Origin of the sequence: Polynucleobacter sp., from assembly GCF_030693775.1 — a bacterium.
GTDB lineage: Bacteria > Pseudomonadota > Gammaproteobacteria > Burkholderiales > Burkholderiaceae > Polynucleobacter.
The window spans coordinates 150,164-173,734 of record NZ_JAUXZY010000005.1 but is presented as its reverse complement, the minus strand read 5'-3'; the positions used below and the strand labels follow the sequence as shown (position 1 = coordinate 173,734).

The 23,571-nt window shown below is 41.4% G+C and carries 21 protein-coding genes; 20 read left to right on the top strand and 1 reads right to left on the bottom strand.

Annotated elements, in window-relative coordinates:
* Positions 1 to 24 precede the first annotated feature (24 nt).
* The 16 genes from Q8M75_RS08875 (at position 25) to Q8M75_RS08800 (ending at position 18,446) form a co-directional block, all read left to right on the top strand.
* Positions 25 to 942, top strand: a complete 918-nt coding sequence (locus Q8M75_RS08875; protein WP_305488632.1) for a glycosyltransferase — start codon at positions 25 to 27, stop codon at positions 940 to 942.
* Complete coding sequence (locus tag Q8M75_RS08870) at positions 939 to 1,973, top strand: glycosyltransferase family 10 domain-containing protein (RefSeq protein ID WP_305488630.1); 1,035 nt, start codon at positions 939 to 941, stop codon at positions 1,971 to 1,973. Before Q8M75_RS08875 ends, Q8M75_RS08870 begins: the two co-directional genes overlap by 4 nt.
* A 283-nt stretch (positions 1,974 to 2,256) precedes the next feature.
* The gene (gene rfbF, locus Q8M75_RS08865) at positions 2,257 to 3,030 is read left to right on the top strand and encodes a glucose-1-phosphate cytidylyltransferase (RefSeq protein WP_305488628.1); all 774 of its coding nucleotides are present in this window, start codon (positions 2,257 to 2,259) and stop codon (positions 3,028 to 3,030) included.
* Positions 3,021 to 4,136: a CDP-glucose 4,6-dehydratase gene (rfbG, locus tag Q8M75_RS08860; RefSeq protein WP_305488626.1), complete on the top strand. Its 1,116-nt coding sequence runs from the start codon at positions 3,021 to 3,023 to the stop codon at positions 4,134 to 4,136. The genes rfbF and rfbG overlap by 10 nt, the downstream gene beginning before the upstream one ends.
* A gap of 24 nt (positions 4,137 to 4,160) precedes the next feature.
* Positions 4,161 to 5,504: a lipopolysaccharide biosynthesis protein RfbH gene (gene rfbH, locus Q8M75_RS08855; RefSeq protein WP_305488624.1), complete on the top strand. Its 1,344-nt coding sequence runs from the start codon at positions 4,161 to 4,163 to the stop codon at positions 5,502 to 5,504.
* Position 5,505: 1 nt separating this feature from the next.
* Positions 5,506 to 7,689 (top strand): hypothetical protein, encoded by a 2,184-nt coding sequence (locus Q8M75_RS08850; RefSeq protein ID WP_305488622.1) that lies wholly within the window; start codon positions 5,506 to 5,508, stop codon positions 7,687 to 7,689.
* The gene (locus Q8M75_RS08845; protein WP_305488620.1) at positions 7,686 to 8,747 is read left to right on the top strand and encodes an FkbM family methyltransferase; all 1,062 of its coding nucleotides are present in this window, start codon (positions 7,686 to 7,688) and stop codon (positions 8,745 to 8,747) included. The genes Q8M75_RS08850 and Q8M75_RS08845 overlap by 4 nt, the downstream gene beginning before the upstream one ends.
* Positions 8,740 to 10,584, top strand: coding sequence for an N-acetylneuraminate synthase family protein (locus Q8M75_RS08840; RefSeq protein ID WP_305488618.1), 1,845 nt, complete (start codon positions 8,740 to 8,742; stop codon positions 10,582 to 10,584). The genes Q8M75_RS08845 and Q8M75_RS08840 overlap by 8 nt, the downstream gene beginning before the upstream one ends.
* 1 nt (position 10,585) lies before the next feature.
* A complete protein-coding gene (locus Q8M75_RS08835; RefSeq protein WP_305488616.1) occupies positions 10,586 to 11,629 on the top strand; it encodes a GDP-mannose 4,6-dehydratase in 1,044 nt (347 codons plus the stop codon).
* Between the two features lie 28 nt (positions 11,630 to 11,657).
* Positions 11,658 to 12,341, top strand: a complete 684-nt coding sequence (locus Q8M75_RS08830) for an SDR family oxidoreductase (protein ID WP_305488614.1) — start codon at positions 11,658 to 11,660, stop codon at positions 12,339 to 12,341.
* A gap of 5 nt (positions 12,342 to 12,346) precedes the next feature.
* The gene (locus tag Q8M75_RS08825; RefSeq protein WP_305488612.1) at positions 12,347 to 13,360 is read left to right on the top strand and encodes a Gfo/Idh/MocA family protein; all 1,014 of its coding nucleotides are present in this window, start codon (positions 12,347 to 12,349) and stop codon (positions 13,358 to 13,360) included.
* Positions 13,361 to 13,371: 11 nt separating this feature from the next.
* Positions 13,372 to 15,228, top strand: coding sequence for a thiamine pyrophosphate-binding protein (locus tag Q8M75_RS08820; protein WP_305488609.1), 1,857 nt, complete (start codon positions 13,372 to 13,374; stop codon positions 15,226 to 15,228).
* Positions 15,225 to 16,115, top strand: a complete 891-nt coding sequence (locus tag Q8M75_RS08815) for a class I SAM-dependent methyltransferase (RefSeq protein ID WP_305488607.1) — start codon at positions 15,225 to 15,227, stop codon at positions 16,113 to 16,115. Before Q8M75_RS08820 ends, Q8M75_RS08815 begins: the two co-directional genes overlap by 4 nt.
* Before the next feature lie 13 nt (positions 16,116 to 16,128).
* Positions 16,129 to 17,109, top strand: coding sequence for an NAD(P)-dependent oxidoreductase (locus tag Q8M75_RS08810; RefSeq protein WP_305488605.1), 981 nt, complete (start codon positions 16,129 to 16,131; stop codon positions 17,107 to 17,109).
* Positions 17,106 to 17,507, top strand: a complete 402-nt coding sequence (locus Q8M75_RS08805) for a GtrA family protein (protein WP_305488604.1) — start codon at positions 17,106 to 17,108, stop codon at positions 17,505 to 17,507. Before Q8M75_RS08810 ends, Q8M75_RS08805 begins: the two co-directional genes overlap by 4 nt.
* Positions 17,508 to 17,513: 6 nt before the next feature.
* Positions 17,514 to 18,446 (top strand): glycosyltransferase family 2 protein, encoded by a 933-nt coding sequence (locus Q8M75_RS08800; RefSeq protein WP_305488602.1) that lies wholly within the window; start codon positions 17,514 to 17,516, stop codon positions 18,444 to 18,446.
* 204 nt (positions 18,447 to 18,650) lie between these two features.
* On the opposite strand, the gene Q8M75_RS08795 is transcribed toward Q8M75_RS08800, so the two are convergent.
* A complete protein-coding gene (locus tag Q8M75_RS08795) occupies positions 18,651 to 20,300 on the bottom strand; it encodes a TolC family protein (RefSeq protein ID WP_305488599.1) in 1,650 nt (549 codons plus the stop codon).
* A 166-nt stretch (positions 20,301 to 20,466) separates the two neighbouring features.
* On the opposite strand from Q8M75_RS08795, the gene Q8M75_RS08790 reads away from it, so the two are divergent.
* The 4 genes from Q8M75_RS08790 to Q8M75_RS08775 all read left to right on the top strand — a co-directional run bounded on the left by Q8M75_RS08790 (position 20,467) and on the right by Q8M75_RS08775 (position 23,551).
* Positions 20,467 to 21,363 carry an undecaprenyl-diphosphate phosphatase gene (locus Q8M75_RS08790; protein ID WP_305488596.1) on the top strand — a complete coding sequence of 299 codons (897 nt, stop codon included), beginning with the start codon at positions 20,467 to 20,469 and terminating at the stop codon, positions 21,361 to 21,363.
* 3 nt (positions 21,364 to 21,366) lie between these two features.
* A complete protein-coding gene (locus Q8M75_RS08785) occupies positions 21,367 to 21,585 on the top strand; it encodes a hypothetical protein (RefSeq protein WP_305488593.1) in 219 nt (72 codons plus the stop codon).
* A 425-nt stretch (positions 21,586 to 22,010) separates the two neighbouring features.
* Entirely contained in the window at positions 22,011 to 22,262 is a 252-nt protein-coding gene (locus Q8M75_RS08780; RefSeq protein WP_305488591.1) for a helix-turn-helix transcriptional regulator, read from the top strand.
* Positions 22,262 to 23,551: a type II toxin-antitoxin system HipA family toxin gene (locus Q8M75_RS08775; protein WP_305488590.1), complete on the top strand. Its 1,290-nt coding sequence runs from the start codon at positions 22,262 to 22,264 to the stop codon at positions 23,549 to 23,551. The genes Q8M75_RS08780 and Q8M75_RS08775 overlap by 1 nt, the downstream gene beginning before the upstream one ends.
* Positions 23,552 to 23,571 lie beyond the last annotated feature (20 nt).

Below are 23,571 nucleotides of genomic sequence, written 5' to 3'. Positions count from 1 at the left end.
TTTACTTTAGATAATTTCATACATTTGCTAACTATTTATCTCACTACTCATAATCGTCCAGCATCTGCAATGGAGGCGATTATATCTATTCAGGCTCAAACAGATCGCCGATTTCGTTTGGTAGTCTCAGATAACTCAAACACGGATGAGTTGCGTCATTTGATTGGTGGTTGTAAAGATCTTCTTTACATCAAGCGACCAAAGGTTTTAGCTGCTACAGATCATGGTAATTTATGCCTATCAGAAGTGACTACTGAATATTTCACATTATTTCATGATGATGATGTCATGATGCCAAATTATGTGGCTGAATTTTGGAAGGCACAGACTTTATTTCCTCGTGCGATAGCGTTTGGCGCCAATGCTCGAGTAGAGTTGCACAAAGTATTTGTAGGACTATCTTTTAACGCAACTCGCAGTTATGTTGGCCCCATTAGCCCTGATAATTTATTGCGCAGATATTTTTCTCATCACCAACTGGGTATTGCACCACTACCTTCCTACATTTATAAAAAAGATGGTCTACAGAATCTGCATTTTAATGTTTCTGGAGGCAAATATGCCGATGTTCAGTGGCTTTCTAATTGGGCCGCTTTAGGTTCTATTATTTGGATTACAGAGCCAATAATGGTGTATCGCCTGCACGGAAACAATGATGGTAATTTCGAGTCAATACACGATCGTTTAAAGTTTCTGGCGTACTTAAAAAACTCGCATAATGTATTTAGTCCAGAAATTTTGAGCGATTATCGATTTTTTTTGTATAAGAAATTGGTGCATAGGTTAAGAATGAAGAATCATAGCAATACCCATCATCTGCTATCGAAATTCATTGCTGCGCATCGATATCAGAGGCTGTTTCGTCTCAGCTTCTATCAAGCTTTAATCAATAAAGCGTTTACCAAGCTTTATTTAAGATTTAATGAAGGACTCTCACGATGAGGGTTGCTTCTATATTTGCAGAAGGTCATAAAAATAATTCCTTGTTTGCTGAGAATGATCCAACACATACCTATGCGCCTACACATACATCACGATCACTAAGAAAAGCCTTTTTAGAAATCGGCATTGAGCTAAATACTGCTGATTTAAATGAGGGAAAAGACGCCATATTCGAGTTATACGTTGAAGGTCAAGTAGTTCAACCTTCAAATGTAGCAAAATATTTAGTGGCAATGGAAAACCCAAATATCAATCCACTAAACCAGGATCTAAATTACTGCAGTCAGTTTGAAAAAGTTTTTTCTTGGAATCCTGCTGTAGCGGCACTAGAAAATGGGGTTCTGAGTATGGTCCCGAACGAAATACGGATTGAGTCCTTCCCTGGCTTCAATGAGAGACCCATTTTTGCCTGTTTGATTAACGCAAATAAACGTTTTTTTCATAGCGATGAAAATGATTTATATATTGAGAGGCTTCGTTTGATACGTTGGTATGAGGATCACGATCCGAGCAACTTTATGCTTTTTGGTCGGGGGTGGGATAAACCTGGCCCTGCCTTTACTGTATCCGAAAGAATATTAAGGGCATTTAAGCGTACACGTTCGAAGCTATTTTCATATCGCCCTTTTCCGAGCTATCAGGGTGAAGTGCTTAACAAGAGGGCTATCTTTAGAAAAGCCAAGTTTGCATACTGCTATGAAAATTCAAAAAATTTAACAAATTATATCACAGAAAAAATATTTGATGCGATGATGTGCGGTAGCGTGCCGATTTACTTAGGTGCTAACAACATTACAAAATATATCCCGGAGAATTGTTTCGTAGATGCTAGATATTTTGCATCAACAGAAAAATTACATAATTATTTATTAAGCATTAACGCAAAACAATATGAAATGATGCAAGATAATATCAAAGCATTTTTATTAGGCAAGCAAATAATCCCGTTTTCATCTGAGTTTTTTGTTGCAACCCTTTTTGGGGGGATTGCCAGTACTTTTACCAATTTGAAGATAAGGCAGGGTGTTTAGTAAAAAGCTCCAAGCAGGCTCATTTTTCGTATCTTTCTTGCCCAGATCTTTCCAAACGTGAAAGAAATTCTACGGCTACAAAGGCACGTTAAATGCATTAATCGTCAGTTAGCATGCCGTTTCTTCAACCTAGCATTAGCTTAAAGTCTATATTAGTTATAATGATGAGTACTTTAACGCCTTGATATTACTAAGAAACTTATTTCTTTATGTTCGCTAATAATAAAAACAGAGTGATCTCCACCTTTTTTCTTAAAATTTCCTCAAGGGACTGACAGTTGTGATGAAAGCAGTCATTTTAGCCGGTGGTTTAGGTACCCGAATTGCAGAAGAAACATCTTCTCGCCCAAAACCCATGGTGGAGGTAGGCGGCAAGCCTATTTTGTGGCACATTATGAAGATGTACTCCGCCCATGGAGTTAATGATTTTGTGATTTGTTGTGGTTACAAGGGCTACATGATCAAGGAGTACTTTGCAAACTACTTCTTGCACATGTCTGACGTTACCTTTGATATGGCAAACAACAATGCCATGCAAATACATCAGCAATATGCTGAGCCTTGGAAGGTTACCTTAATTGATACTGGTGAGGATACTTTAACGGGTGGTCGGCTCAAACGCGTGCGTCAATATTTAGGCGATCAGGATTTTTGCTTTACTTACGGTGACGGTGTTGGCGATATTGATATCACTAAATTGATTGCCTTTCATAAGGCGCATGGTAAACAGGCCACAGTAACAGCAGTGCAGCCTCCAGGACGCTTTGGAGCGCTTGAAATGAATGGTAATGCGGTCAGTAGTTTTGTTGAAAAGCCCCATGGTGATGGTATGTATATCAATGGCGGATTTTTTGTACTCTCCCCTAAAGTGATTGATTTAATTGAGGAGGACAGTACGATTTGGGAGCGTAAACCTTTAGAAACGTTGGCAACTTCTGGTCAGCTCCAAGCTTTTACACACAATGGATTTTGGCAGCCGATGGATACTTTGCGTGATAAGCAGCACCTTGAAGAATTGTGGGCTAGCGGTAAGGCGCCCTGGAAGACATGGGCTTAAGCATGCAGCATTCAGAGCTTGCTAAGTCGGCATCAGTTAATCCCAGCTTTTGGAATGGCAAGCGGGTCTTCTTAACTGGTCACACTGGATTTAAGGGTGGCTGGTTGTCGTTGTGGCTCGCTTCAATGGGTGCCAAAGTCACGGGTTATGCATTAGCCCCCAATACCGCCCCGAACTTTTTTGACGTTGTTCACGTTGCAGACGATCTCGAGCAGTCGCATATTGCTGATATTCGCGACTTAGAAAAATTGCAAAAGTCGATGGCGAGTGCTAGGCCAGAAATTGTGATTCATATGGCCGCCCAACCCTTGGTGCGGTACTCGTACGCCAATCCAGTGGAGACCTATGCCATTAATGTGATGGGAACAGTTCATGTGCTTGAATCTATTCGTAATTTAGATTGTGTCCGGGCAGCGGTAATTGTTACCACCGACAAGTGTTATGAGAATAAAGAGTGGGCTTGGGGATATCGCGAGAACGAGCCCATGGGCGGTCATGATCCGTATAGCAATAGCAAGGGCTGCGCTGAATTGGTCACCAGTGCTTATCGTCAATCCTTTTTTTCACCCGAGAAATATGCCCAACATAAAGTGGCTATTGCTTCAGCTAGAGCGGGTAATGTGATTGGCGGCGGCGATTGGTCGGAAGACCGTTTAATACCTGATGCAATAAAAGCTTTTGAAGCAAAAGAAGCGTTGATGATCCGTAATCCCTTAGCAACGCGTCCTTGGCAACATGTCTTAGAGCCCTTATCCGGTTACCTAGTATTGGCCCAAGCTCTTTATCAAGAAGGCGCTAAGTTTGATGGTGCTTGGAACTTTGGTCCGCGTGACGAAGATGCTAGATCAGTCCAGGAAGTGATCAATTTACTCATTACAAACTGGGGATCTACTGCCAGTTGGACTCAAGACCAAGATGAGCAGCCTCATGAAGCACATTTATTAAAACTGGATTGTTCAAAAGCACGACAGTATTTAAATTGGGTTCCAAAGTGGACTCTTGAGCAAGCAATAGAAAATATTACACAGTGGCAACAAGCACATCAACAGCAAAGCAATATGCGTGAAATGAGCTTAAAACAAATTGCTAGTTATCAAAATTCTTAATCATCCTTTTAATAAGTAAAAACTATGACTGAAGCTTCTATCTCTATTGATCAATTTGCCAAAGACAAAATTCGTAAGCAAATTTTGGAATTAGTAAAAGAGTATTCCGCTTTGGAGTTTGCTCCAAAGCAATTTATTCCAGGCCAAACAGCGGTACCTCCATCGGGTAAGTTAATCGACTCAAGAGAGTTGGAAAATATGGTTGAAGCTTCTTTAGATGGCTGGCTTACCACTGGGCGCTTTAATGACCTTTTTGAAAAGAAGCTGGCTGAATTTATTGGCGTTAAGCATTTGATAACTGTGAATTCAGGTTCCTCCGCGAATTTAGTAGCCTTCTCCACCTTAACTTCTGCAAAGCTGGGTGATCGCGCCATTAAAAAGGGTGATGAAGTCATTGGGGTAGCCGCAGGATTTCCGACTACAGTGAATCCAATTGTGCAGTTTGGTGCAGTACCTGTTTTTGTAGATGTGGATCCAATTTCCCATAATATTGATGCTTCCAAGATTGAAGCGGCGATTAGTCCAAAAACGAAAGCCATTATGTTGGCGCATTCGTTGGGTAATCCCTTTAACTTAGATGTTGTTACAGCAATTTGTAAGAAATACAATCTTTGGCTAGTAGAGGATTGTTGTGATGCCCTAGGTACGACTTACAAAGGGCAAATGGTTGGCACCTTCGGTGATATTGCTACGCTGAGTTTCTATCCAGCTCATCACATCACCATGGGTGAGGGTGGCGCAGTGTTTACTAATAACTATGAGTTGAAACAAATCGCAGAAAGCTTTAGGGACTGGGGTCGAGATTGCTACTGTCCTCCAGGAAAGGACAACACCTGCGGCAAGCGTTTTGCTTGGAAGTTGGGCGATCTGCCATACGGCTATGATCACAAATATACCTATAGTCATTTGGGTTACAACCTCAAAATTACTGATATGCAAGCAGCCTGTGCTTTAGCCCAGCTAGAGAAAGCACCGGCATTTATTCAGGCTCGTAAAGATAACTTTAAGTTTTTAAAAGAACGCCTTGCAACGTGCGAAGAATTTTTGCAGTTACCAGAAGCAATAGAGGGCTCAGATCCATCTTGGTTTGGTTTCCCAATTACTTTAAAAAAGGATTGCCCAGTTTCGCGTGTAGATCTGACCACTTTTTTAGATCAAAACAAAATTGGCACCAGATTACTCTTTGCAGGTAATCTCACACGCCAGCCTTGTATGAAAGATGCCGTTTACCGTGTTAGTGGTGAACTGACCAATACCGACGTTGTGATGAACAACACATTCTGGATTGGTGTTCAACCTGCTTTAACAAAAGAGATGCTTGAATATACGGTTTCGCAAATTGAAGCATTTTTAGGGGTAAATTTTTAGGATGTTTGTCAGAAGGTTTCTTCAAGCATTTGGTTTAATTGCAGTATTTCTTTTACTGTCTTTTATTTATCTTAGGCATCTCGATAATATCGGCAAGTTACCTGCTGAAAGTATCGAATATAGCGCTTCTGATTCCCTCATTCGCACTCTTGAAAAAGATCAGACAGATTCAGGTAGCTGCAAAGCAATAACATCTAGAGCTGGTAATGACTCTAGCAATAGCAGTGGAAAAGTTCAAATATACGGGCCTAACATCCCTCTTGTTAAAGTCGATGATGACCTTCTAAAACTGGTCGACTCCTCCCATATCTTTTTAGTTCACGATGGGCGACTTTATGCTGCTGACCAAGCAGCAATAGATTATGAATATAGATTAGTAAAAGGCAGTATCAAAGATGGCTTGATAACAGGCTCTTTAATTCATAAGGAAGACTCGCATTTTGCCAGAGTAATAAAGAAAGAAATCTCTATTGTAAGTAATCAATTAATAGAACAAGGGTACGTCACTAGAAGTTCTATGGAACTTCTAGAAAGAAAATCACAGGAGTACTATTTAAGATGCCCTAATTTGTCCAAAAATGAACAATTAGGCATTACCGAATACTTTTGGGCTGCTGAAGGTAGGTCAGTATTGCACCATTGGGCACACTTTTACGAGGGAGCAGTTTTTAGTTCCAAAATGAAAGCTCAGTACGGGGTAGTTATACCGATAATTGCTCAGTTTATTAGCTCGAACCTTCCTCATGATGGTCCAACTCAGTATATTTCTGTGGTTTGGATTCTATTTTATCTATCAGCACTGTTGTATAGTATTTTACTTTTTTTAATATTTAAAAAATATCCAATTACAGTTATAACCTTTTTATTAATAAAAATAGTGCTTTTTATTAATTTAAGAGAATTTATTATTTTTTTAGCTCCAGGAGCTCATTGGTTTAGAGAATTGAATTTTCTAATAATTTACTTCATTTCAAATTATTTTATATTTATAGAAAAAGATTTTAAATATTATCGTATCTTATTTTTATTTTTATTATTTATCTTTACCTTGCTCCTTGATCCTATGAGTGGGGCTTTTGCGTGGACTGCTGTATTTCTATCTTATATCGTAAATATCTATAAAAAACGTTCAATAGAAATTACGAAAAAAAATGCACTTATTGCTGCTACTATTGTTCTAACTCTAGTAATTACTGTAATTTCTTATAGTAGTAATGCTTATTACTTTTTATCGATGATTAATAATAATATAATTTCAAGTGATTTATCAAATCATGCGATCAGATATTTAATATTAAATACTCTAACGCTTATAATAATATTAACACTGTACATTAAAAATAAATTAAATTATAAATACATATATTTTGCATTCCTAGGAAATATATCAATCATCTATTATTTGATGACTCCAGATTGGGTGCACTATTACAAATATTTAGAATATGTACTACCGTTTTATATGTGTATTTTTATAATTTTAAAGAATTTCGTATCTGAAAATGCGTTTAAATTTTTTACGATGAAGACAAATTTTGCCGATAAAATTGATGTTAGATCATTAGAATTTTTAAAGATATTAATCTTACTTGTCATATTTTTAATAATTTTTTTCAATCTGATGAAGTTTAATAGCATTAATAAAGAATCGCCAATTACTACAATGTTTGGATCAGATAATAATATTTTCTTTAAGACAGATGATTTCATTATCAACAATAAAAAGATCAGCGCGAATATCTCCAGCGATTTAGCGGGCCATCTAGGGGCGTATCCTTTAGAAAATAATCAGAATTTTATTGTGTCTAATTTTGATAAGTACATTTTATTTTTATATGATGTGAAAAACAATTTTGGATTTATTGACTTGCGAACCCAATTAGTTAGCGACATGGAAATGGATAAAATAATTTCAGCCATCAAAAATAATGGCGGTACATTTGTTGTCGACCATAAAAATTTGCAGATCAACTTGGGATTTGGTCCGAAAATATCAGGCGATCGAAAGCTCATTGAGGGTGATGGAAAGTATTTCCTAGGGCCTTATAATTTTGCAAAGACACAACTGCGGATGGCGAAAATTTCTGAGTATATTTATCAGCATTGTAATAAAAATGATCAACAGTCAAACACTCAATGGTCTGTTTTTAGTTGCCCAATAGCGGGTCGGGGATTTTCAAAGTGAAGCAAAATAATAGTTTTGTAATTTACAGTGCTGGTGAGACAGGTAAACAAGTAGCAGATTTATTGTTGGCAAAGAATCAGACAGTGGCTGCAATTTTTGATCGCAATCCCAAGAGCAGTGATTATCGCGGTATTAATATTTTGAAACTTGATGAGTGGGTGCGTCCTGATAGTCTTCAACAACTAGTCTGTATCAATGCTATCCATAACCATTATATCGATCCTAAGCCTATCGGCGCTGAGCTCCAAAAAGTAGGGTTTGGAAAAGTATTGAATATGGTTGAATTTTCCAAGACTTGGAAATTCCCTGATAAATACTGGCTCTCAAGTTCCTTCTCTTACGAATCCCGCCTAACTCAGCTTGACCGTCTCCTGCCCTTGTTTTCTGATGAGCTTAGTAGAAGCATACTCTCAGACACTTGGGAATATTGGAGTAAAGGAGTTTTAGAGCGCTGCCCTGAGCCAAGCCTTCACGATGAATATGTTCCAGTCGATGTACCTAGATATCCTGAAAGCTTACGAGTAATTGATTGTGGTGCCTCTAATGGAAGTACCCTAACTAGATTGACTAAGGCTAACTATCACATAGATGCTGTTATGGCATTTGAACCTGATCCAATTAATTTCCAAAAGCTAGTAAAAAAAACTGAGGACTTCAATCTCACCCCTCTCCCGCTTGGTTTGTGGTCGAGCGAGATACAGCTTAACTTTTCCGCTAATTCTGATAATTCATTGGCAAGTGGATTAGACGTTGGCGGGTCCACGCTGATTCAATGCGTATCCCTCGACAGTGTTGCAATCAACTTTAAACCAAATTTGATCAAATTTGATATTGAAGGATCTGAGTTAGAGGTATTGCATGGTGCAAAAAAGCTCATTCATAAATGCCGACCTAATCTTTGTATTTCTGTCTACCATCGCCCAGGAGATCCATTAGATATCTTGGATTTATTAGCATCATGGAAGTTAGGGTATCAGTTTTATTTACGCTGCCATGAATACAATACTTATGGTTTGGTTTTGTATTGTATTAGTGAGAATGTGGATGGAGATGAGTGAATTGAAAGCAATCCCTCCAGTGAAGATCATTGCTGAAATTGGCATCAATCACAACGGTGAAAAAGACATAGCCAGGCAACTTATTGAAGCCGCTTCAAAAGCAGGGGTTCAGTGCATTAAATTTCAGTACAGAAATATCGATAGAACTTATATGGGGAATAAAAATGAAATCGGCGATGAGATTTTAGATACGGAAATACGTCGAGCTTACTTGAGCCCCAACGATCTGAACGAACTGTGCGCTTATGGAAAGTCTTGCGGCTTAGAGGTTGGTATTAGCTTTTTTATCATTGAAGATATCAACGATTTTGATGGCAGCTTATCAAATTATAATTTTTTTAAAGTTCCATCCCCTGAATTAAAAAATGTTGAATTGATCAATAGATTATTAAGTCTTGGGCGAGATGTTTATATTTCCACTGGTGCTCATGATGAGCGAGACATAGAAGAAACGTTCAATGCGCTAACTGGAGACAGTTGGAACCCGTTCCATTGCATCTCAAATTACCCTGCTGAGCTATTTAATTCAAGGCTCGGTTATTTAAAGTACTTGCAAAAAAAATGGAATAGACCGGTCGGGTATTCAAGTCATGAATCAGATTGGCGAGCATGTATTGCGGCATTGGCTTTGGGCGCAAGGTGGATCGAGCGACACATCACTTTAAATAAAGCAATGGACGGGTTAGATCACTCTACAAGCTCGACTCCCGATGAGTTTGCTGAACTCGCAACTTATGCAAAATATGCAGATACCATGCTTGATGGAGATAGTCCCAGGATAGCAAATCAGGGCGAAAGAATGAATCTCCAAAATCTAGGGCGCTCATATCACATCATCAAACCGATTGAGGCTGGTTCTGCGCTTTTGGACGATGCAATTTCCTATCGCTCTCCTGCTACCGGAATTGGTAAGAATAAAATTAAACAATTTCTGGGTAAGAAGCTGTTACGTGATGGACGTGTAGGACAGCCTTTAAGTGAATCTTTATTCGCTATTACGCCTAACTTGACAGCAGGCCAGATCAAATTTTTAAATGTGAATAAGGTAAGCCTTCCAGCGCGGTTTCATGATCTGCCTAAGTTAAGGGAGGCATTTCCAATCCAGAATTTCGAGATGCATCTCTCCTACACTGAACTGAGTTCTCAGATCGATGAGTCCCTATTTAGAGCTGACGAGAATTACTCGATTCATTTGCCTGATTATATTTCCTCAACAGAGCTGATAAATCCCTTTTCGAAAAATCAAAGTATTAAGGAAAGAAGCATCAACATTTTTGAAAATACATTAGCTTTGGCGACCCACCTATTTAAGTTGACTGGAGTTCGAGTTTCCTTAGTATCAAGCTTGTCTGTTGTGGATGATAGCATAGAAAATTTTTACAAAAACTGTAATGCTTTAACAAAAAAATATAGTGATGCCGGTGTTGAGCTCACATATCAAACCTTACCACCCTTTGCTTGGTATTTTGGGGGGAGTGTGCCTTTAAATGCCTACTGTGCACCGGTAGATTGGGCTTATATAGCCGAGCTGGAGATTCCAATTACATTGGATTTAAGTCATTTGATTATGGGATGCAATTACCATCACACTGATTTAAAAAGTGCAATTGATCAGTTACTTCCTACGACTAAACATATTCATTTATCACTTGCAGATGGGATAGATGGCGAGGGGGTCGGATTTTCTGAGCTTTCTAGCCAGAATAAAGAGCTTATCCAACAGATTCTCGATTTACCTCAAGTAAAGGTAATTGAGGTGTGGCAAGGGCATCTCAACGAATTTTCTGGTTTCAGGGATTCGATTATGCAACTTTATGCTGCAGCTCTTGGAGATTAGGATGCGTAATGTAGCCCTTATTCTAGGTATACAGGGTCAAGACGGCTCTCTTTTATCCAAGCATTTGCTAGAGAGGGGTTATGAAGTATTTGGTGGCGCACGTAATTTAGATCCATTTAGTAGTTGGCGCCTTAAAAGCCTTGGAATCTATGAGCAAGTGCAATTAAGAAAATACGATATTCTAGACAAGGAAAGCCTCAGAAAAATAATTACAGAATGCACGCCATCCGAAATTTATATGTTGGCAGGAAATTCCAAAACTTACTCCTCCTTTTATGGACCAGATGGCGCCATTAGTGAGGCGGTCCATGGGGTAACAGATATATTTGATTTATGCGTTGATTTGATGCCTCACGTCCGTATTTTTATTGCGTCGAGTTCTGAAATGTTTGGCAGTGCCACTCCTAATTCAGATGGCCTTATTACTGAAGATGCAACTTGTTTTCCTAACAACCCCTACGGGCTAGGAAAGCTATGTTCGTTTCACTTAGCGCGGCAATATCGCAACTTTCATAATTTACACATTGTTAACGGAATCTTATTCAATCATGAGAGTACTTTACGTACAAAGCATTTTTTAACAAGGAAAATTAGCTACAATTTGGCGCGACTGAAAGTAGAGGGTGGAGAGCCGTTGAGGTTAGGCAACTTGAACATGGAGCGTGATTGGTCATCTGCATGTGATGTTGTACAAGGCATGCATCAATCAATGTTGAAAATTGAGGGTGATGATTACATATTTGCATCAGGTAAAACTACTTCTGTGAGAAGCTTTTTAATCCTTGCTGCAACAGCTGCAGGATTTGAGCCAATTTTAACTGGAAGCGGTCTTGAAGAAAAATGCCGCTGTAAGAAAACAAATCAGTTATTGGCTGAAGTAAGCATGAAGCATTTTCGCGAGATTGATACACCAGGAATGGCCGGAGATTTTACAAAGGCGCGAAAATTACTTGGGTGGGAGCCAACCACCTCAGTTGCTCAGATAGCTCACGACATGGTGGCTGAAGATCTTCAAAGATGGAGTCTTGGCGAGATTGCTCATTAACTATTAAACGTTACTATCAGGAAATATTGTGAATTCATATGATGTGATTCTGACCGGATCGTCAGGCCGTATTGGTAGCGAGTTACTTGCCCTATTAAGGGAAGCCGGTTTAATAGTAAAACCAGTAGACCTCTCTTTAGGTGATGATCTATCGGATGAGAAATATGTGGATGAGCTCTTTAAAAATAATCGCGCCTCCAGTTTAGTAAACTTGTTTGCATTAAATGAGCATATCTCCAAAAGCGCAACTCAGGCAAGAACAATTTGGGATTTTTCTCTGAGTGATATTGATCAATACTTGCATACGAATATCACTACCTTATTTTCAGTCTGTAGGGCGTTTGCGAAATACAATGAGACAGCATCGATTGTTAACTTCTCATCCATCTATGGAGTAGTAACCCCTAAACCAGAATTGTATGATGGGTATCTAAAGCATATTGGTTATCCTGTCTCGAAATCTGCAGTAATTAATCTGACAGAATATTTGGCGATTTGTTTGGCACCCAAAATTCGAGTTAATACGGTAGTGCCGGGCGGCGTATTGTCTGAACAATCTCCCGAATTCATCGAACGCTATGCGAAAAAATGCCCCATGGCAAGGATGGCCCTACCAGAAGATTTACTTGGCATTGTTAAATTATTGATTGGTAATGAGTCCTCGTATATTACAGGCGCAACTTTTAATGTTGATGGCGGCTGGGTGTTGTAAATGTGATGAATATTCTGATCATTGGGCTAGGTTCAATTGGCATTCGGCATCTCATTAATTTTCACACTTTAAATCCAGGTGCAAATTTTTTTGCTTTAAGACAAATTGCATCTGAACCAATTAAAACCCATCCTGGTTTTGATCAGGCAATTCCGAACTATCAGACCATTACTAGCTTGCAAGAGGCTAAGGCTATAAATCCTAGCTTGGTCATAATTGCAAATCCTTCGGCGTTGCATGCGCAAACAGCCTTGTTTTTCTATCAAGAGACTTCAGCCATTATTTTGCTGGAAAAGCCATGCGCTACTAACATGGATCAACTAGCCCTTTTCGATGAGATTAAAAATCTTGACCGAATTTTAGTGGTTCAGCAACTTCGATTCCACCCCTTGAGTGCGCTGATTAAGAAAATCATCACCTCTAATGTCATGGGTTTCTTGTACCGATTTAATGTGACGCATTCCGAACATATTGCACTTTGGCATCCTTGGGAAGATTTTCGCAACAGCTATGCTGTTCAAAAATCATTGGGCGGCGGGTCTTTTTTGACTCAAAATCATGGAACTGACCTCATGTTTTATTTATTGGGTGCACCCGATGAGTATGTCACCACATTGGGAGATGGTAGTCATCTCGGAATCGATTGTGATGAGATGTTTACTAGTTCTCTTAGGTATGATCAGTTTGACGGAGATGTGCTGGGCACAATCAACGGCGACTATCTGGGTCGCCCCCCCGTCATGGCGGCAGAGTTTGAATTTGATCGGGGGCTTGTAAAGTTAAATTTTCGGACGGCTCAGATCGAGGCAACAGTTCGCAAGCAAAAGGGGTATAAAAACTTCATGCGATCTCTTCCTTTTGAGCGCAATACCCAGTATCTGGAGATGTCGCGTGCGATTCTTGAGTATTGTCAATCTCAAGCTTCTCTAAAAGTCGACAATCGTTTGGTTTCTTTAGAAGAGGCACGTACCATTCTTAGGCGTGGTTTTTCTTCTGTTGCAAAGAATTTTTCTTTTTAAGGGTTTTATTTATGCGGGTCGCTGATTACATCATTAAACAACTGCAACGTTTTGGCATCGACACTGTCTTTTTAGTGCCCGGCGGTGGGGCTATGTATTTAGACGATGCTGTTGCATCATCCGGAATGCGCTATACGGCTTGCTTGCATGAGCAGGCAACGGGAATATCCGCTGAGGCTTATGGCAGGTATCACCCTAGTGGGCTCGGAGTAGCGGTTGTCACCAGCGGTCCAGGTAGTACCAATGTTATTACGCCGGTAGCGGGGGCTTATATTGAATCTAATCCGTTGCTGGTGATATCAGGTCAAGTAAAGAGGGCAGACTTAAATAAGGGTGGCCTCTTAAGGCAATCCGGCGTGCAAGAAGTGGATACGATGTCGATGGTAAAAAATATTACTAAATGTTGTATTTTGGTAGATGACCCACTGGCTATCAAAGCGGATTTGGAACGTTGTATTGCTTTGGCAATAACGCCGCGATGTGGCCCAACTTGGCTAGATGTGCCCTTAGATATTCAAGCCTTTGTTTTACCAGATGGTTACCCTGATATTGATTTCAAAGCCTTGATGACCTCTTATGATATTGGCGCCCTTCAATTTGATCCGGCAGCAATTATTTCTCAAATCCAAGCATCAAAACGCCCCCTTTTATTGGTAGGCCAGGGTATTCGAGGTGAGGGCGATCATGAACTTCTGAAGCATTTTTCTGAAACATTTCAGATTCCTGTTATCTCTACATTTCCAGCTTTAGATTTATTTGAGTACGATCACCCTCTTTATGTGGGTCGCCCAGGTGGAGTTTCCATGCGCTCGGCTAATTTTGCTGTGCAAAACTGTGATCTCTTAATAAGTGTTGGCTCTAGCTTGAATAATGTGATAACTGCATTTAATCCCCAAAACTTTGCAGCAGATGCAGAAAAAATCTTGGTAGACATTGATCCGCACGAAATCGAAAAGCATGCTCTTACCAAATTAACGCCAGTTGTTGGAGATGCCAAGCAATTTCTTAGGACAGTAATGCAGCACTATAGTGATTCGGGTTCTCTCCAGCGCCCCGATACAAATGAATGGGTAGTATTTACTGCTTGGCTTAAGGCTACCTATGCTAATGAATACCAACGTTTCTTAAAAAAATCGAATGAACACATTTCTCACTATGAGGCAATTGATGTCTTATCGGATGTATTACCAGTAGGCGCTAATATTGCTACTGGAAGCTCTGGCTTAGGCATCGAAGTTTTTTATGCATTCTTTAAAAATAAGTTGGATCAAAAAATTTCCATTACTTCTGGTTTGGGCTCAATGGGGTTTGGCTTATCCTCTGCAATCGGCGCCTCCCAAGCCCGCCCAGGATCGCAGGTATTCTGTGTAGAGGGCGATGGAAGTTTGCAAATGAATATCCAGGAACTAGCCGTAGTCGCGGGGAGCAATCTTCCAATTACCCTGATCTTATTTAATAACAGCGGGTATGCTTCAATTCGCAATACGCAAATCAATTACTTTGAAAAACGCTTTATTGGGACAAGTCAGCAAAGCGGACTTTATCTACCTTCGCTTGAGAGGATAGCGGAAGGCTATTCAATCCCATATTGTTCTGCTAAAACGGTTCAAGACCTTACTGCGCATCTAAAACAATCTTTGGGCTCTTTGAATCCATTGATTATTGAAGTTTTTGTTGATCCGGATGAAAAACTTTTTCCAAAAGTACAGGCACATATTGCAGACGATGGAAAAATTACATCCATGCCAATTGAAGATATGTCACCTCTTTTGCCAATTGAAGAGCTGAAGCTGGCATTGAAATACGCAAAGATTAAAAAAGAATCATATGAGGCTAGAGGCTTACAGAACGAGGCGCAATTATCATGACAAAACGGGAACATTTTTCCGGGGAACGGGTAGCACAGGAATGCATTTGTTGCGCCAGTAAGAAGCTCAATAGGTCGTCGGCGATCGTCATGCCTTTTATTGCGAAACGTATCTGGGGATATGATCCTGTAGAAATAACCGCAGACTGGGGATTTAGAGATATTAAACCTGGATTTGCATATAGCTTATGCAACTCTCTTCATTGCCTAAATTGTGGCGTAGTATTTTTGGATATTCGTTTTACCGACCGTGAACTCTCTCTTTTGTATGAGGGCTATCGCGACGATACCTATACTTCATTGCGTGAGCTTTTTGAGCCTGGATACGCCGAGAAAAATAAATTCTTTTCTGGACGCGCACCCTATATTGAGGGTATCGAAGCCTTTTTATTGGAGCGTATTCCTGCGCCTAACAAAATATTAGACTGGGGTGGTGATACTGGCGTCAATACGCCCTTGCTCACTAAGGCTAAGGAAGTTCACGTTTTTGATATTTCTGGAATGGCAACTATCGATGGTGTGAAGGCTGTCTCGCTTGATGAAATAAAGCAGAATCAATATGATTTAATTATTTGCAGTCAGGTGCTTGAACACATTCCTTACCCTCATAATATCTTGCAAGATATTGTTTCGGCGATGTCTGACTCGACCATCTTGTATCTTGAGGTTCCCTATGAGGAGGTGATGAGAGAGTTTGCTGGTTCCCCAGATTTAGCTCAAAGAAAGCGTCATTGGCATGAACATATCAATTTCTTTTCATTGGACTCAATGCGCAAGTTAGTTGAAGGTGCGGGCTTAGAGTTGATTGAGATTGTGCCTAATGAAATTTCACTAGGGTGGCGGACTGCTGTCGTTACCAGTGTTCTATGCCGCAAGGTACGAGTTTAATTCTGCGCTGAAGATGAAATTATTTCTTACTGGCGGAACAGGTTTTTTCGGCAAGTCAATATTGCATTATTTGCAATCACGGCACTTGGCTTGTAATCAAGAAACAGCTTTTGAAGTTGTTATTATGAGTCGAGATCCCCAGCTGTTCATTCAGCGTCACCCAGAATTTTCAATCTGCACATGGCTAAGACTTCATCGGGGTAATATTCAAGACCCCCAGTCTTTTCCTTTGGGGGAGGAATTCACTGATGTCTTGCATGCAGCTGCTGATTCGTTGGATATTCCCGAGCTTACTCCGCTTAACCGATTTGATCAAATAGTCAATGGCACTCGAAATGTATTAGATTTTGCTGTAAGGGTTCATGCACAACGCTTCTTATTAACCAGTTCTGGCGGCGTCTATGGCCCACAGCCAGGCGACATGCCCTCTATTTCAGAAGTCTATCTGGGAATGCCCGATCCTTTAAATATCAATAATGTTTATGGTGTGGCTAAGCGACAAGCAGAATTGTTGTGTGCCATCTATGCTGGTCAATTCAATTTGCAAGTGAAGATTGCGAGATGTTTTGCATTTGTAGGGCCTGATTTGCCTTTATCGGCCCATTTTGCAATCGGCAACTTTATTAAAAATGCTTTGTACGATAAGGAAATTATTGTTTCCGGTGATGGCATCCCATTACGTACTTATCTCTACCAAGAAGATTTGGCGAGATGGCTTTTGGAGATTTTACAAAAAGGTCAATCTGGCCAAGCTTACAACGTAGGCTCACATGAAACAATTTCGCTGGGTGATTTGGCGAAGTTAGTCGGATCTATTTTGGCTCCCAGCAAGCCAGTAATAATAAAAGGCACTCCCAAAGGGCTCGACCGTAATCGCTATATTCCCGATGTTCGTAAAGCGAGCGAAGCGCTTGGACTTGAGCCTGCTTATTCTTTGCGGCAATCTATTGAGCTAACCGGAGAAATCCTGCGTGAACGTTCAGGCCCAGCATGAAATTGACCGAAAAAAAACGCTACTTGATTGCTGGTATTGGGAATAGCGTTTTTGGCTATAGTGTTGGTCTAATGTTGTATGAAAGCTTTTCTTTAAGATTTCATATTATTATGATTTCAGTAATTGCTAATATATTAGCAATATCGTTTGCATTTCTTACTTATAAAATGTTCGTTTTTAAGACTCAAGGTAATTGGGTATCGGAATATATGAAATGCTACCTAGTCTATGGTGGTACAGCAGTTTTTGGAACGCTACTTATTTGGTTATTTGTTGATTTTTTTAAATGGCCTTTTTGGATTTCGCAACTAATAGTTATTGGTATAACAATGGTTGCCTCTTACTTCATACATCGTATATTCACTTTCATCAAGATTTCTAAAGACCATGGTAAATAATTAAATATGTCTAAACTTATCAGCATACTTACACCCTGCTTTAATGAATCTGGAAACGTGGAGGAACTTTATGCACGAATTCTTAGTGTCATAGAGCCATTAAAACAGTATGAATTTGAAATTATCTTTATAGATAATTCTAGTGAAGACGATACCGTAGAGATTCTTCGAAAAATGGCGACCTTAGATAAAAGGATAAAAGTCATCATAAATCAGAGAAATTTTGGCTATCTCCGCTCACCTTATTGGGGAATGATGCAGACTTCTGGTGAAGCTACTATTGCTATGTCCTCTGATTTGCAGGATCCCCCAGAGTTAATACCATCATTTTTAGCTGAATGGGAGAAGGGCTGGAAGGTTGTTTTAGCCACCAAGCCTGTCAGCTATACCAACCCTTGGATGCATTTGGTTAGAAGGACATATTACCACATTCTTGATGGCATATCAGATATTAAACTGGTGAAAGATGCCACAGGATTTGGCTTATATGACAAAGTGGTCTTGGATCAAATTCGTAATATCGCGGATCCTTACCCCTACCTTAGAGGCATGATTTGTGAATTTGGTTACCCTATTAAAACTCTACCATTTGAACAGCCTCGAAGACGATCTGGAATCTCTAAAAACAACTTTTATATTCTTTTTGATTTAGCAATGTTGGGTATTGTGAGTCATTCAATTTTGCCGCTTCGTTTGGCAACCTTTTTTGGTCTTGGGATTGGATTATTTAGTTTTTTAATTGGAGTTTACTATCTCGTAATGAAGCTGGTTTATTGGGATTCTTTTTCCTTGGGATTGGCTCCATTGGTTGTAGGTTTCTTTTTTATTAATAGTTTTCTATTTATTTTTATTGGTTTGTTAGGGGAATATATTGGCTCTCTCCATACTTTTGCAAAAAATCGCCCGGTAGTCATCGAAAAGGAAAGAATTAATTTTTAATTTTTTTGCGATTTTTTTTATTTTAAATAGGATTAAGTTGTCAACATTTTTTTCATTTTGCTCTCGCCAAGATAGTTCTTCGCCAATTTTGGGATTTCTCACATCTTAGTTTGTGAGCTTTGTGCAAAAGCTGGACCGCATTTGCATTACGAGGCGATTCGGGGCGGCAATCTTATAGTTGAAATGACGTAGTAAAATTTTTAATTACTTCAACAGGGCATTGACCGCCAATAAATCCTGATCCGTCAGTGCCGCCGCTTGTGCTTTGAGCCTTAAGGCATTGAGGATGGTGTCGTATCTCGCTTTGTACAGGGTTGCTCTCGTCGTGAAGAGCGCGTCGAGTGCAATCAAGACATCTAAATTAATTAAGGTGCCCACATCAAAACCTAGCTGGCTTGATGCTAAGGCGGAGGCCGATGATTTTTCTGCGGCCTCAAATGCTCTCACTGTGGCTAGTCCACCATAAAAGCCGGTAAAGGCTTGGCGGGTAGCTTGAGCAGCTGTTCTGCGCAGATTGTCGTAATCCGATTTGGCTTTATCAACCAGCGCTGCTCGTTGCCGAATCACCGAGTTATTAAAGCCACCCGAGAAAATCGGCAAACTCATCTGCAGGGCAATGGTGTTATTAAAGATATTCTGCGTAGTCGATGGATTAAAGTTCGTAGGCGAACCATTGGCGGCATTAAAGCCGGTCGTGCCTACAAAGTTCACCGTGGGGTAGTTGGCTGCTAAAGAGCCCCGATAGGAACTTTGGGCAATATCGACATTCAGTTGACTGGCCAAGACTCCATAGTTGGCTGCTTCCGCTTGCTTAACCCAGTCATTCAATTCTTGACCGGGTGGTAGCTTGGGGTTGACGCTTTCTGCAATCGGTATGCCATTGGCATCCTTTACTTTAGCTCTCGGGTCGGCAACCACCCCTTCAATTTTGGCGTCTTTTGCCAGTGGCTTGAGTGGCGGCACTGGATGCCCAACGATCTGCTCAAGCACGCCGCGCCGGACGATTAATTCGGCTTGGGCAGCGGTCTCTTGGGCATTGGCTAAATCAAAACGGGCCTGCGCATCATTGGCATCAACAATGGTGGCTGAACCCACTTCAAATTTGGATTGGGCGGCTTGAAGCTGCTGCTTAATTAGTGCTTTTTTGTTTTGGAAGAGCTCGACGTTGTCTTGCGCCGTGAGCACATCAAAATAGGCTTGCGAAACCCGAATGACTAAATCTTGTTGGGCCTGCAAAAACTGCAAATCCGCTACTTTGGTTACCAAGTCGCCTTGCTTAAATACTTCGATAGCAGCAGCATTAAAAACTGGCTGGGTTAAGGTAACCGTATAACTCTTCTGATCAAAGATGCGGTTATTACCCTCACCATGTTGGAAAAACCGAGTGGCAGTCGGGTTGGCGGAAACCTGCGGCAGCAGAGTCGATAAACCTTGCCAATAAATCTCTTTATTGGCAGCGTAATTAAAGCGTGCGCTATTGAGTACCGGATCATTAAATGCTGCCTCTTGATAAAGGCGCATGAGATCCATATTCGGGCCAAAGTTGGCGCCGGCAGGCTGCTTGCTGAAATTACTAAACGCGGGAACGCTGCTCGAGGCCGGTGCTGTTAATGCTGGCGGTAAGGATAGGTTTTGAATGCCTTGAGCTGCGCTTGGCGTTTTGGCAGATACATCGGGCAGCACAGTCACTTGGCCTGCTGCAGCGTCATTACGGCCTTGAAGTGGATTGACTGCTTGCGCCCAACTGCTGGCAGGAATAGTCAAAGCTAGAGCACCCAAAATGCCGGCGCTCATCACGCCTTGGAGATAGCGGCGCTTAAAGTGGGTAGGAACTGAATAAAACGGGAGGGTCATTCAAATTGGCATTAGCTAAAAATAGATGAAAAATGAGTACTAAATAGCCTTCAGTTTAAGGCTAAACCGACTCTGAATGCCTAAGACCGCAGGCTGATAGCAGGAGGGCTATTTCCCCAGGCTGTAATATGGGCTTGGTATTGCTCGCAGGTCGTAAAATCAGGCGATGGATCTATTACTACTGGGCAAGGCCCTCATTCTTGGCATTGTGGAAGGCCTGACCGAGTTTTTACCGATTTCCAGTACAGGGCACCTCATTTTGGTCGGTGACTTACTGGGCTTTAATGACGAGCGTGGCAAAGCCTTTGAGGTGATTATTCAGTTTGGGGCTATTTTGGCGGTTTGCTGGGAGTTTCGTAGCAAGCTATGGTCCATCGCTTCTACTATTAAGACCAGCAGCGCTTCGCAGCGCTTTGTCGTGAATGTATTGATTGCCTCCTTTCCGGCGATGACGCTGGCATTGCTGTTTGGTAAATACATCAAGCAGTTTTTATTCTCACCCGTACCGGTTGCCATGGCATTTATTGGCGGCGCCCTGATTATTTTCTGGGCAGAGAGTCGCCAAGCGCAAATGGCAAAGGCTAGCAGTAGTTCAGATAAGCCAGCTAAAGTACCCAAAGAAAATACGAGGGTGATTACATCGGTCGATGATCTAAGGGCGCTGGATGCCTTCAAAGTCGGTTTAGCGCAGTGCGCTGCCCTCATACCGGGAACCTCCCGTTCGGGCGCTACCATCATTGGCGGCATGCTCTTTGGTTTGCCTAGAGCAGTTGCAACCGAGTTCTCTTTTTTCTTGGCCATTCCAGTGATTGGCGGCGCTACCGCATATGAGCTATTAAAGCTTTGGATCAATCCCATCCAAACAGGTGGCGCAGAGACCATGCATTTTGGCTGGGCGATTGTGGTGGGCTTCATAGCGGCATTCATTTCGGCATTTATTTGTGTACGCTGGTTAATTCAGTATGTGGCTTCCCATACCTTTGTGCCGTTTGCCTGGTACCGCATTGTGTTTGGTGTAGTGGTCCTGATTACGGCGTATACGGGTTTAGTGGCGTGGTCTTAGTAGATGCCCACTGCAATTCAGTTATCTGAGGTACTGATTGAGGAGGCAAAGCCCTATGCTCAGGAGATGCATCGAGCAGTTGCAGAGCAGATTGAGTATTGGGCTCGCTTAGGCAAAGTTGCAGAAGAAAATCCGGATTTACCAATACGTATGCTGCAAGATATGCTTGTCAGCATGGAAGAAGTGAAGGCAAGCAATCTGAGCGCATATCAATTTGGATGATTTTTTTAAAGGCGCCACACACATTGCGGCGCTAGAAGTCTCGGAGTAAAAAAAGAATATGAAACCAAGACCATTGATAATTCAAGCTGATGGAGAGATTAGAACTTTATCTGCCGCCGATATGAAATTATTTAAGCCTGCAAAGGAAGTATTGCCGCAAGAGTTACATAAAGAATTGCTGGCCATGAATAAGGCCGCCAAAGACATGTCCCGTTTAGGCAAACCCAAGCCCTAATAAACCGGATCGTAAATTATTAGTAATGCCTTAGGTATTTGCCAGGCGCACTTGCTAGTGCTTTATAAATATTTCCCGATCGGGAATATATGCCTAATTATGATGCATTTAAGCAATAAATTTCCTGATCGGGAAATTATGTAGAAAAAACAAGTAAATTAAGATAAAATTTCCCGATCAGGAAATAATTATGAGCACACCCATTCACACCCCTCAAGATCTTGGCTGCATGGTGCGTGAGACACGCAAGCGCCTGAAATTGACTCAGCCACAGTTGGCGCTTGCTGCCAATGTGGGGGTCAGATTCATTGTTGAACTCGAAGCCGGCAAATCGACTCTCCGGTTGGAAAATATCTTGCGGGTGCTGCAGGCCTTGGGTGGCGTGTTGACTGTGGAAGGTATGGATTGCTTTATTAGCAATACAGAGGAGGGAGCGCGCTAATGGTCCGAGAATTGCATGTTTGGTTCTTTGGTCAGTGCGCGGGGATCCTAACTCAAGATAAAGGCTATCTATCGTTTCACTATTTGCCAGAATGGTTGGAATCAAAAAACGCTAGGCCACTCTCCCACTCTTTGCCTTTGCGCATAGAGCCATTTGATGATCCAATGGCAAAACCTTTCTTTGCTGGCCTATTGCCTGAGGGCGATAAACGCACCGATGTAGCGAACATCTTGAAAGTATCGAGTAAAAATGATTTTGCACTTTTGGATGGCATCGGAGGTGAGTGCGCCGGCGCATTAATTTTGCTAGAGCCTGGTCAAGTGCCTCCAATCGAGGCGCATGAAAGTGGCTCTATTGAGTGGTTGGATGAAGACCGATTGCATGCAGTGCTAGAGAGGTTGCCTAAGCGGCCATTGCTGGCTGGAGAGTCTGGCTTAAGGCTATCGCTTGCCGGAGCACAAGAGAAATTGCCGGTACTGACAAGAGAGCTGCCAAGCAAAGCAGGCCTCAATGAATTTGAAATTGGCCTGCCAAAGAACAACATTCCAAGCTCGTCTATTTTGAAGCCAGAGATAGCGGGCCTCGATGGTAGTGTCTATAACGAAGCTTTTTGCCTTGCCCTCGCTAGGGAGTTAAAGCTAAATGCCGCCACTGCCCAGATTGGTCGAACAAAAGATAAAACATATTTACTCGTAGGGCGCTATGACCGCTTTCATGATGAAGGGCATTTAAAGCGATTACATCAAGAGGATTTTTGTCAGGCGTTGGGAGTGCCGCCTCAGTTTAAATACCAGAACGAGGGTGGGCCCAGTATTGCTGATGGATTTGAATTGGTACGGAAAGTAACCCGGCCCAGTGCCCCGAATGTATTGCAACTATTGGATTACATCATCTTCAATACTTTAGTGGGGAATAACGATGCCCATGGAAAGAACTTTTCATTACTCTACAGTCAAGGCGGAATCCAATTGGCGCCACTGTATGATGTTTTATCAACGGCGGTCTACTCCGACCTCAGCGATAAGATGGCAATGAAGATTGGTAGTAAATACCGCTTTGATGAATTGCATGCGCGCCATTGGGTACAAATGGCTGAATCAGCCCAGTTGGGCGCTCCCCAGCTAAAAAGAAGGGTACTGGAGATAGCGGGTGAGTTACCTCATTTGGCAAAAGAGTTACAGGCCCAGTTTGAGTCCAAAGGTTGGGGTCATCCGATCATTGCCAAAATTGTTACGCTGATTGAAGAGCGCTGTGCAATAACGACTAAGCGGTTTTCTCTCACCAAATAAATGGAGTTAATATCACGTCC